The sequence below is a fragment of the Niastella populi genome (assembly GCF_002078015.1).
In the GTDB taxonomy this organism is placed as follows: domain Bacteria; phylum Bacteroidota; class Bacteroidia; order Chitinophagales; family Chitinophagaceae; genus Niastella; species Niastella populi.
Window position 1 is genome coordinate 92331 of record NZ_LWBP01000089.1, and the last position, 11680, is coordinate 104010.

General features: G+C 47.4%; 9 protein-coding genes. 2 read left to right on the top strand and 7 right to left on the bottom strand.

The features are described 5' to 3' along the window. Positions 1 to 113: 113 nt before the first annotated feature. Positions 114 to 2000, top strand: coding sequence for a transglutaminase family protein (locus tag A4R26_RS09550; protein ID WP_081163556.1), 1887 nt, complete (start codon positions 114 to 116; stop codon positions 1998 to 2000). Between the two features lie 12 nt (positions 2001 to 2012). Here the strand turns inward: A4R26_RS09550 and A4R26_RS09555 are convergent, their stop codons facing one another. Then, entirely contained in the window at positions 2013 to 2741 is a 729-nt protein-coding gene (locus A4R26_RS09555) for a TrmH family RNA methyltransferase (RefSeq protein ID WP_081163557.1), read from the bottom strand. Positions 2742 to 2798: 57 nt separating this feature from the next. On the opposite strand from A4R26_RS09555, the gene tamL reads away from it, so the two are divergent. Continuing rightward, positions 2799 to 5138, top strand: coding sequence for a translocation and assembly module lipoprotein TamL (tamL, locus tag A4R26_RS09560; protein ID WP_165760212.1), 2340 nt, complete (start codon positions 2799 to 2801; stop codon positions 5136 to 5138). 148 nt (positions 5139 to 5286) lie between these two features. On the opposite strand, the gene truB is transcribed toward tamL, so the two are convergent. The 6 genes from truB to A4R26_RS09590 all read right to left on the bottom strand — a co-directional run bounded on the left by truB (position 5287) and on the right by A4R26_RS09590 (position 11628). After that, positions 5287 to 5988: a tRNA pseudouridine(55) synthase TruB gene (truB, locus tag A4R26_RS09565; RefSeq protein ID WP_242674871.1), complete on the bottom strand. Its 702-nt coding sequence runs from the start codon at positions 5986 to 5988 to the stop codon at positions 5287 to 5289. A 101-nt stretch (positions 5989 to 6089) separates the two neighbouring features. Further along, positions 6090 to 7436 carry a DUF58 domain-containing protein gene (locus tag A4R26_RS09570; protein WP_081163560.1) on the bottom strand — a complete coding sequence of 449 codons (1347 nt, stop codon included), beginning with the start codon at positions 7434 to 7436 and terminating at the stop codon, positions 6090 to 6092. A 154-nt stretch (positions 7437 to 7590) separates the two neighbouring features. Beyond that, positions 7591 to 8565, bottom strand: a complete 975-nt coding sequence (locus tag A4R26_RS09575; protein ID WP_081163561.1) for an AAA family ATPase — start codon at positions 8563 to 8565, stop codon at positions 7591 to 7593. Between the two features lie 3 nt (positions 8566 to 8568). After that, entirely contained in the window at positions 8569 to 9825 is a 1257-nt protein-coding gene (locus A4R26_RS09580) for a DUF4350 domain-containing protein (RefSeq protein ID WP_081163562.1), read from the bottom strand. Next, complete coding sequence (locus A4R26_RS09585; protein WP_081163563.1) at positions 9822 to 10643, bottom strand: DUF4129 domain-containing protein; 822 nt, start codon at positions 10641 to 10643, stop codon at positions 9822 to 9824. Before A4R26_RS09585 ends, A4R26_RS09580 begins: the two co-directional genes overlap by 4 nt. A 16-nt stretch (positions 10644 to 10659) precedes the next feature. Next, on the bottom strand, positions 10660 to 11628 hold the full coding sequence (locus A4R26_RS09590; protein WP_081163564.1) for a stage II sporulation protein M: 969 nt from the start codon (positions 11626 to 11628) through the stop codon (positions 10660 to 10662). Positions 11629 to 11680 lie beyond the last annotated feature (52 nt).

The window sequence follows — 11680 nt, forward strand, 5'->3', positions numbered from 1 at the left end:
ACGCCGAAGGCCCACGCCCGAAATTCAGGCTGTTTGAGATTATTCGGGTAGAACGTAGTTCGGAAATCAGCCTTCCGCCTTAAGCGTTCAGCGTTAAACCCTAAAAGTATATTATGAAAAAGTGCTTATTAATAATATTCACCCTATGTACGGCCCTGGGCCTGCAGGCCCAGGTGACCACATTGTACGCACTGTCGTCGATGCCCGACATAGTGAAAAAAGACGCCGATGTGATCAAACGTTATGAGAATATAGCGTTTGAAGTAAAGGATATCGACCGGTCGTCGATCACCGTACACCAGATCGTTACCGTAATGAACGAAAAGGGCAAATCAGCCCTTCAGTTTTCGGAGTATACTACCAAGTTCCGGGTACTGGAAGACGCCGAAGTGAAAGTGTTCGACGCGCTGGGCCGCCAGATCAGCAAATACAAACAAAAGGATATGACCACCCAGGCCAGTTTCAGCAACCTGGTCGACGATATAAAATACACCTATGTTAATTTTCCGGCGGCTGCCTACCCCGTTACATTCGAACTGAAGTACACAATCAGGTTAAAAGGTAACCTCATATTCCCCAGCTACGACATTCAGGAAGGCAACCAGAGCGTGGAATCATCGGTGTTCACCGCAAAGGTGCCCAAAGACCTCGATCTTCGCTTTAAAGAAAAGAATATTACCATAAAGCCCGAAACCACGGAGGAAGGCGGGTATAAAACCTACCGCTGGACGGTCAGGAACCTGCCGGCATTAAAACGGGAAGCCGGTGCGGCTAGTCCATACCCGTATGTTATGCTGGCGCCAAACCAGTTCAAGTACGATAATTTTGAAGGTAACCTCGGCACCTGGAAAGATTATGGTTCATGGGTTGCCAGCCTGTACAAAGGGCTCGACAAATTGCCGCCCGATCGCGTGGCATTCTTTCAGGAGCTTGTAAAGGATATTCCCGACGATTACGGCAAGATCAAAAAACTGTATGAATACCTGCAGAAGAATTTTCGCTATGTAAGTATTCAACTGGGCATCGGCGGCTTCAGGCCTTTTTCAGCCGAGTTCACCGATAAAAAGAAATATGGCGATTGTAAGGCGCTCAGCAACTGTATGAAGGCCATGCTGTCGGCCGTAGGCATCAACAGTTACAATGCCATTATCAATGCAGGAAAGAACGCCCTCGCCATGGATGACGATTTTCCCGCACAGCTTTGCAACCACGTTATCTTATGCGTACCGCTTCAAAAAGATACAGTATGGCTTGAATGTACCAGCAATACCAACGACTTCAATGTACTTGGGCCTTTTACCGAAAACCGGAACGCATTGCTGATAACCGAAAAAGGCGGCGTGCTGGTGGCTACCCCAACAAGCACCAGCGCAGAAAATACCTTCCATGCACATACAGTTATAACGCTGCAGGATGATGGCTCCGGCGCTACCCTTACAACTTTTAAAACCACCGGTGAGTACAAGGAAGAAATGCGGTATATCATTGAAGAAAAACGAGACGATCAAAAAGAATACCTGGTGCATGCCCTGCATTTTAAACAACCCGATGATTTTGCATTTAAGCTGAAAGAAGGCGCCGGCCGTTACACCACCACACTTGAAATGGCGTTCGAAAAGATCCATGAGTTCAATGCCGGAAATAAATTCTTTATCAGCCCGCGCATTTATAAATTATGGACTTCCGTTCTGCCAAAAGCAGAGGAGCGCAAACAGGATTTCTATTTCAGCTTTCCGCTCGAAAAAAGCGATACCACCGTATTTAAACTGCCGGCCGGTTTTGCAGTGGAAGCGTTGCCGAAAGTAAAAGAGCTTTCGAACAACCATGCCGCCTACAGCACCAAATACTGGTATAATGAAACGGAAAAAGCCGTATACACCACTGCCACCCTGGTTTTGAAGAAACACAAGATAGAAGCGGCCGGTTATCCTGAGATCAAAAAATTATTCGATGAAATTTTACTAGACGATACCCAGCGGATCGTATTGAAAAAAGAGTAGCCGGTTACCCGTTCAAATTATGTGCGACAAAATGATACCGGTTGCTACCGCGGCATTCAATGATTCGGCCTCGCCGTACCGCGGAATGGTGATACGGTTACTGCACCGGGCCAGGATGGCATCGCTGATACCCTTCGATTCATTGCCAATAATAATTATACCTTCTTTAACCGGCGACAACTTACGCAGATCTGCTCCGTCGAGTACGGCTGCGTAAGTTGGCAACCCGGGCTCCTTATCGAGCCACTGGCCCAGGGGGCCATACGCTACCTGCACCCGGGCAATACTGCCCATCGTGGCCTGCACCACTTTCGGGTTCCAGGCATCGGCGCAATCGGTACTGCAAAAGAGCTGTTTAATGCCAAACCAGTCGGCACAGCGGATAATAGTACCCAAATTCCCCGGGTCCTGAACGGTGTCGAGCATCAGCGAAATGTTATTTCGTAAAGGCGCGTTCGCCGAAAAATCGGGTTTCTTAAAAATTCCCAACACCTGGTTAGGCGTTTGCAACAGGGATATGCGCTCCAGTTCCGACTGGCTTATTTCCGTTACTTCAGCGTGCAGCGACTTCCCCTGCTCCGCTATCCATTCCTTTACCGCATACAGCTGCTGCAACGGTAAACGGGCACTTAATAATTCGTTAATTAGCTTTGGACCCTCGGCCACAAACACCCCTTCACTATCTCGTAATTTTTTGTGGCTTAAACTTTGAATATATTTGACCTGTGATTTAATCAACATTGCATTCCGTTTAAACAAAATATGTTGTCATTAGCCCGGCAAGTTACAGTATTTAGATTGGTTCAATGGATAGCTTACTGCGCTTTCGTTGCGGCGTCAATAACTTCCTGCACGGTTCCCAGGAAAATGCAACCCGGTAAACCGTTTGTATACAAGACCACGATAGATATAAAAGGAGATGTGCCCGACAAGCTTCAGTTGCAGGAAAGATTGCAAAACCAGCTCGACGATAGTCTGAAAACCCGCGTCATTACCTATGCCGGTGTTGTTAGGGTGTTGTATAAACCGCCGGTTTTCGATTCGGTCAATATCGGCAGGTCGGAAATATTCATGACCAGCCTGCTCCATTCCCTTGGTTACTTTCACCCTGAAATAACCGATACCTTCCACATAACTACCGTTAATAAGAGAAAAGGAAAACAGGAACGCGTTCATATCAATTTTAAGGTAACGCCGGGTAAAGTACTCCGGCTCGACTCTATCGGTTACGCCTTCCGCGACCCCGAACTGCAACGCCTGGCAACCCGGCAGCAGGACAGATCGGCGCTAAAAAAAGCAGAACCTTACTCCCTCCAAAAAATTTCCGATGAGCTCGACAGGTTGCTGGTTGTTTTCCGCAATAACGGGTATTTCAAGCTCAATAAAGAAGATATCTATGCAGAAGTAGATACGGTGGTGGCGGCCCTTATCGACCCTACCCTCGACCCCTTCGAACAGTTCAGGTTGCTCGATTCGCTTCGCAAAAAAAGAGAGAACCCAACCATCAATGTCGTATTTAAGCAACACCCGGTAAAGGACAGCAGCCGGTTAAAAAAATACTATATCGGCAAAGTGCAGGTATACCCCGACGCCAGTTACGAAGAATTCGATTCAACCATTCACGATACCGCCCATATCAAAGGGTATGAGATCATTTACAATTCGCCCCGGTTTAAACTGCCTTTTATTGCCAACAATGTCGCTTTGCGACCGGGTGCGCTGTATAACCAGCGGCGGTATTACCGCACCAGTAATATCTTTACCAGCCTTGGCGCCTGGCAGAACGTAGATATTGAAATGCGTGAACGGAAAGACAGTACCACGCCCATACTGGATGCGCGGATCCGGCTGTACCCCAACCCGAAACAGAACCTGAACATAGCGTTTGAGACCAGCCGCAACGTAAGCGATATCCTTGCTACCGGCCAGTTATTCGGTATCGGTTTGAACGGGCGTTTATTGAACCGGAACGCCTACCGCGAAGCCATTCAAACCGTTACCAGTGCGCGTTTTGGTATTGAACTGGGAACAAACATCATTCAAACCCTGCAGGCCAACGTGGCGCATACTATCAACTTCCCGAAATTCATTTCGCCTATAAGAATAAAGACCGACAGCCTCATTGCGCCCCGCACCCTGCTCAACCTGAACGCATCCTATACCGACAGGCTGCTGTTGTTCAAATCACGCTCCTTCAATACCTCCTGGGGATACGAGTGGGTAAAAGGCCGCCGCCGGCAAGATCAGGACCAGGTTGGACAAAGATGGCGGAAGACCTGGCAGTACATTCCTTTGAACTACGAGTACACCGACGTAATAAAGACCGACAGCCTGCGCAAACTCGAAGACAGGATCAGCTCCTACAAATTTGCCTTCAACAACGGGCTTATCATCAGCCAGGTGCTCAGTTTATCGACCGGGGTTGAAAAGGATAATAAATTAACCCTTTTGCGGGGCCGGGTAGAAGAAAGCGGCGCCCTGTTCGGCTTAATAAAAAGGCTTGACCTGGGGTCACTGGCCCGTTTTGTAAAGATCGACGGCGAGTTTAAACATTATATCGACCATCCGCATTCATCCTGGGCCTTCCGTGCTTTTGCCGGTTACGGTTTGGTATATGGTAAAAAAGATACCGCAGGGCATATCGTAAACGAGAACAACCTGCCCTTCTTCAAGGCATTTTTTGCCGGTGGCCCGTACAGCATGCGCGCCTGGCCCATCAGGCGGTTGGGCCCTGGTTCATCGAACCTGTACGACAAACCCGATACCAGCGGCATCGAACGTTTCGGGAATATGCAAATTGAGCTGAATGCGGAATACCGTTTCAATATCACTACCATTGCGGGTATTAAAGTGAACAGCGCCCTGTTCGTGGATATCGGGAATATCTGGAGCACTGAGTTTGACCCCAAAACAAATCAAAAGGTTCCGGAAGCCTCTTTTAAATTCAGCCGCCTGTATAAAGACCTCGCGATTGGCGCGGGCAGCAGTTTGCGGTTCGATTTCGACTTCTTCCTCATCCGGCTCGACTGGGCCTACCGGCTAAAAGACCCGTTGTACGCCCATGAGAACGATGGGTGGTTCAATGATATAAGAATACTGAACGGGCAGTTTCAGCTGGGGATCGGATATCCTTTCTAGAATGATGAATATTGAATATCGAATATTCAATGATGAAGTTGAATACAGGGGAAATGAGAATTTAAAAATGAAAAAGTAAATACAGCGGAAAGTAAACCCTGCACTTGGTTTTTCACTTCGACATTCTACATTGAACATTCAACATTCGTTATTCTGTATCCCCTTGTTCATTTCTCTGTTTTTCATTCTTCATTTCCACAATCCATTCCTGGGCCTGTTCCATCGACATGGCCTTTTCAACTGTGAACTCACCAATTCTTGTACGGCACAGGCTGCTGAGATAGGCGCCGCAACCGGCTGCCTGCCCAACATCATTGGCAAGACTGCGGATATACGTTCCGGTGGAGCACACCACCCTGAAATGCACTACGGGCAGTTCTATCTTTGTAAACTCAAATTCCTTGATCACTATTTTTCGGGGTTCCAGTTCAATGGTCTGGCCCTTACGCGCCAGCTCATACACCCGTACCCCGTCTTTTTTAATGGCCGAATGCATGGGCGGCACCTGTAACTGTTCGCCGGTAAATTGTTGGGCAATGGCGGCCAGTTGTTCAGGTGTAACGGAACTGTAATCCTTAAAACCGGTGGGTTCGCTTTCCAGGTCGTAGGTAGGTGTGGTTGCGCCAAAGGTAAACGTACCGGTATACTCCTTTTCCTGCGCCATGTATTCATTGATGCGCTTGGTAAATTTCCCGGTGCAGAGGATCAGTAACCCCGTAGCCAGCGGGTCGAGCGTACCGGCATGACCTACTTTTTTTATTTTGATCGAATTGCGGATCTTTCTAACGACATCAAAGGAAGTCCACTCAAGTGGCTTATTGATCAATAAAACCTGTCCTTCTTCAAACATATTTTTTGGCGCCTGTTGCATTTGGGTGCGAAGCTAATAAAAATGATCGGTTCCATCAGTTTGCCCGGTAACAGATCAACCTGTTTTATTAAAACACCCATCTATATCGCCTGCCTTGCCTTCAGCTCCAGGTATTTATTCACGGTATTTACCGTTAAATGCTGCGGTGCGGTGAGAATGGTGAAAATGCCGTGCTGCTGCAATTCTTTTACGATCAGCCGCTTTTCATAAACAAACTTTTCGGCAATGGTTTTGGTGTAAACGGTTTCTATATCGTTCGCCGGCTGATCGGTCAACTGGCGCAGTTCGGTATTCTCGAAAAACACCACCAGCACCAGGTGATTGCGGGCAATATGCCTGATGTATGGCAGCTGCCGTTGCAAACCCGATAAGGATTCGAAATTGGTAAACAATATGATGAGGCTGCGTTGTGCAATGCGGGTACGCACATGCGCATACAGTTTTTCAAAATCGCTTTCGAGGAATTTTGTTTGCTGGTTGTACAGGGTTTCAAGAATGCTGCCCATTTGGGAAGCCTTGCGGTCGGCCGGTAAAAAATTACCGATGTTCTCGGCAAAAGTTACCAGTCCGGCCTTATCCTGTTTTATAAGGGCCACCCGCGATAAGATCAGCGTGGCGTTGATGGCATAATCGAGCAGGGTCATTCCTTCGAAAGGCATTTTCATTACGCGGCCTTTATCGATGATACAATATACCTGCTGGCTGCGTTCATCGGTGTAATTGTTCACCATCAGTTGTCCGCCTTTGCGGGCGGTGGCTTTCCAGTTGATACTGCGAATATCATCGCCGGTCACGTATTCTTTGATCTGTTCAAACTCGAGGCTATGCCCTATTTTCCTGATCTTGCGGCTGCCGGCTTCGGCAAGGTTGTTTGAATAAGCCAGCAGCTCAAACTGGCGCAACGCGAGGTAGGAAGGCAATACTTTTACCATTTGCTCTCCTTCCCGCTTTAAACGGCGCACCACCAGCTGCAACGGGCTTTTTACAAATACGTTGGTATCGTTAAAAATATATTCGCCGCGCGCTGTAGGGCGCAGGTTATACGCTATGTTTTGCGTTTCGCCGCTGTTCAGCGTGGCATCTACAGAAAAATCACGTTGCTGGAACTGCACCGGAATTTCATCGATCACTTTCAGCGTAATGCGAAAATGGAACTGGTTGGTAATGGCCAGTTGCACTTTGTTGATATCGCCATTGCTGAACTTCTCGCTCACGATCCGTTCTATCTTCAGGCCTTCCTTTTTCACGAACAGCAAACCATAATCGAGCACCACCATGGCCAGAAAAAACCACAGGCTTATTTTCGCCACCGGTAAAAGCACCGGCCAGTTGTACGACAATACATACAATAAAATAACCCCTACGAACGCCCAGTAAAAATGGCGGCCAAAGAAGAGTGGTAATATGAATCTTTTGTATAAGGTCATGCTTCAGTGAATAAAGGATGTGCACGGCACTATTAAACGGTTTGTGGTTTATGGTTTGTTGTTTGTGGTTCTTTAATCTCAGGCTGTCCGATAATTTTCGGGCAGCATTAATTGCGGCAGCAACAACAAACCACAAACTACAAACAACAAACATTTACCTTGGAACCTCTATGGTAGAAATGATCTGCTGTATCACATCATCGGTAGAAGCGCCTTCCATTTCTTTGTCGGGCGTCAATACGATACGGTGACGCAATACCGGCGGAATAACATAGATGATATCATCGGGCGTTACAAAATCGCGGCCGCGCATGGAGGCCAGCGCTTTGGCGCCGTTCAGAATACCTATGGATGCCCGGGGCGATGCGCCGAGGTAAATCGATTTGTGATTGCGCGTATTGGCCACAATAGTGGTAATGAAACTGATCAGTTTTTCTTCCACATGTATGGTGCGTACCTGTTTGCGTAACTCCTGGATCTGGGTGGCGGTCAACGCGGCCTGTACCTGGTTTACCATATCGCCGAGGTGCTGCTGGTGATGTTGCAACACCACCCTGAACTCCTGTTCGGCCGTAGGATACGAAACGTTTATTTTGAACAGGAAACGATCGAGCTGCGCTTCGGGTAAATGGTAAGTTCCCTCCTGCTCTATGGGATTTTGCGTAGCCACCACCATAAACGGGGTCGATAACTGGTACGAATGACCGTCAACCGTAATCTGCCGCTCTTCCATCACCTCGAACAGGGCAGCCTGCGTTTTGGCCGGGGCGCGGTTGATCTCATCTATCAACACAATATTGCTGAAGATGGGGCCTTTATTAAATTGAAAAGAAGAATCTTTGGGATTGAAAACCGACGTACCAATTACGTCACTGGGCATCAGGTCGGGGGTGAACTGGATACGTGAAAAACCAACCGAAATGCTTTTGCTCAGCAGTTTGGCAGTAAGAGTTTTGGCTACGCCCGGTACACCTTCAATAAGAACGTGCCCGTCGGCCAGTACAGCCGCCAGCAACAGTTCAACCATCTGTTCCTGCCCAACGATCACTTTGCCTATCTCTGTTTTTAAGGTATGTACCGATTGTTGCAGTGTGCTGAGATCGGTTCTGACATCGAAAAAGTTTTCCATGTATTATACGTGTTTATAAAAATGCTCCAATTTACGATTCAGTTCAAGTAACCCTTCATCGGTTACGGAAGGCTCGTCCTGTAACATGTTCATAAAATATAACAGGTCCTTCAATTGACCGGCATCATACCCGGTTTTCCAGGCCAGTCTTTTTTCGAATTCAGGATCGGTGAATGAAGTACGGATGCCGTACCTGCTGCGCACATAATCCTGAAAATGCGCGGCCATTTTATAGGCCAGGTTCTTATTATCGCGCCGCTGAAAATACAACCGCCCTATTGTCTTTACAAAATCAACCGACGCGTTCTTCAATGGTTGTATAACCGGTATTGCCCGTTGTTTGCGTTTGCTTTCAAACAGGTAAATGATCAGCATCAGCAACAGCAGCAACCACATGGCCTGCGCCAGTGCGGGTTGTTTGCTCAGCCAGCTTCCTGCGCCAAACAATCCTTTTCCATTTTTATTCGAACCATCACTGCTGCCGCCTTTGTGATAGCGAAAGTAATCGTCCCACCGCACCACTTCACTGTTCTTCGGCAGGTAAGAAAATACGTTATCGTAGTACGCTTTGTTATTCTTATGCAGTAAAAAGAAATTGGTAAAAGCCGCCGGCGCCAGGTGTATGTACAGCGAACCGCCGCCTTCATAATTGAACTGCACAAAATTCGGCCGCCCGAATTTATCCTTTCCCAATACGGTGGTAAATGCGGAATCTATCGATACAAAATAATTATCCAGCGCCTTACCGGGGTACGTGTACGACAAGGAATCCCTGGTGCCCGGGTTTATTACACTTACCGTAAGCGAATCTTCGGTATTGAAAGAACTGGAATAATAAGCCGTTTTCAGGTGCAGGCTATCGAGCAGCGTTTCATGAATGCGCAGGCCTGAAATAAACACATGCTGCCCCCTCGATACCATGCCCAATAAAGCGGCGGCTTCATTTTCATCGGGAATAATATCGGTGGCAATAATGATATAGGTGGTTTTGCTGTCTTCCGCGCTTACCTCAACATTATCTTCCTTTAAGTTCTTTACCGTATAGGATTTATACCTGTCGGGCGAGTTTTTATTGATGATCACCGTAGCCTCCGGAAACATATGCGACAGGTTCTCATAGGCAACATAAGTGCCATAGGGAATTTTATCGCTCCGCCACAAGGTTACCCGTTTGTTCAAACGTTTTGAGTTACAACCGGCCAGTAAACCGGTGAGCGCCACCAGCCAGGTCAAAAATCGATATCGTATTATTGGTTTCAAGAATTCACTGCGTTGTAAAAGTGGCTGAAATTTTTTTGTACCAGGTCGAACTGTTCATCGGTTATCGCAAATTCGCCATACCACACATAATCGTACACCCGGGTAAGAAAACTGAATTCGTTGGCCAGCTTGCGGCCGCTCATTTGGGTAACATATTCATGGTTGGTGCCATCGACATGATACCTGATCCATTGTTTATCGTTCAGCTGGTGCAGGGCTTTCAGGTACATATACCGCACCGCAAGGCGGTGCTCTTTAGCTGCAATGGTTTGTTTTATCTTTTCATCGAAATTGATATCGGCTATATCTGTTTCTTCTTCCTCTCCCCGGGCCAGCCTGGCTTTTCTGTATGAACTGAAAAGGTACAGTTTGTTCACTACCACAATCCGGTATACGACAAATGCAAAAAATGCGATCAGCAATCCATAGGTGAACCGCCTGATGGTCGTTACCGAAAAGAAATCATAGAAATACTCCCAGAACCCCTTGCTGTCTGGCTTTGCCTTTATTTCGGGCTGGGGTTCCCGCTCCCACGATCTGGGATCGTTGGCATATCCGAAATCCTTTCGCTTTTGCATACTGCGGATGGCAGAGTCGGGCACTTGTCTGAATTCGGGTTGCTGTTCCTGCAGCGTACCGCTCCTTATTCCATTATCATCATTGAACTCAACCGGCGGCGCAATCACCGTATCTGCTATTACTTCTTCGTCCTGTGCACGAACGGGAGCGATGCAGGAAAGCAACGCGGCCAGGCACAGTACGAACCTGAGGTTTTTTACAGTGGGAAGCGGTAACCGGTATGAAACAAAATAGTTCATCGATCGGGCAAATAGTTTATTCAACGGCTTTTTCGGCTTTTGTTCGGCGTTGTACCTGTACGGGATACCATACAAAATACCAGATGATAAAAATAAACGAAACGGCGAGAATGAGGATGCTTACCCAATATGGCATAGAAGAATAGGAATACCGGGTAACAAACCCTTCCAGAAATGCTGCCACCAGCAATACCGGCACCAGGGCGATCATCAATTTCATACCGTCCTTTGCGCCATTCATGAGGGAATGCAACCGCTTATGCGAGCCGGGGAACAGGATGCTGTTACCTAAGATCAGTCCGGCTGAGCCCGATAAAATGATAGCGGAGATCTCCAGCGTACCATGACACCAGATCACCAGGATCGACTGCCAGCCGAGGTTCTTGGCAAAAAAATAGTATTGAAAAGAACCCACCATTACGCCATTGGTGAATAACATATACACCGTTCCGAGGCCAAGGAAAATTCCCCAAACGAATACCTGGAACGATACGTAAATATTGTTCAGGGCAATGTAGGCAAACATATTCAACGGGTTCGAGTGTTTGTACACGCCGAACGGATCGCCTTTGGAGATATTGTCTTCCGTCATTTCAACATACCCATCGCCCAGCACGCCTCTTACAAATGTTTCATCATGGGCTGCGGAAAATGCCGACATTATCGCAAAACCAACAAAAATGAGAAATGCATAAAGTATTTCGCGGTGATGCCGGCGAATGGTAAGCGGCAGCTCCGTTTTAAAGAAACGCGTAATGCGGGAAGATTCTTCCCGTTTGTTCCTGTAAATAGTGAGGTAAATGCGCGAAGCCAGATCGTTCAGATACTGCGTTACCTTGCTGTGCGGATAAAACGTTTTGGAATAACCAAGGTCATTTACCAGTTCGGTGAACTGTTGCGCCATTTCATCAGGATCGGTAGGTGCTTCATATTGGTACTTCCGCCACTTATCAATATTTTTCTTTATAAATAGTCCTTCTCTCACGCAGACGTATTTTTAAGTTTCAAATCTACCTATTCAGGCCCAAATAAAACGG

Coding starts and splice junctions, on each gene's coding strand:
- A4R26_RS09550 (WP_081163556.1), top strand. CDS start 114: ATGAAAAAGTGCTTATTAATAATATTCACCCTATGTACGGCCCTGGGC.
- A4R26_RS09555 (WP_081163557.1), bottom strand. CDS start 2,741: ATGTTGATTAAATCACAGGTCAAATATATTCAAAGTTTAAGCCACAAA.
- truB (WP_242674871.1), bottom strand. CDS start 5,988: ATGTTTGAAGAAGGACAGGTTTTATTGATCAATAAGCCACTTGAGTGG.
- A4R26_RS09570 (WP_081163560.1), bottom strand. CDS start 7,436: ATGACCTTATACAAAAGATTCATATTACCACTCTTCTTTGGCCGCCAT.
- A4R26_RS09575 (WP_081163561.1), bottom strand. CDS start 8,565: ATGGAAAACTTTTTCGATGTCAGAACCGATCTCAGCACACTGCAACAA.
- A4R26_RS09585 (WP_081163563.1), bottom strand. CDS start 10,643: ATGAACTATTTTGTTTCATACCGGTTACCGCTTCCCACTGTAAAAAAC.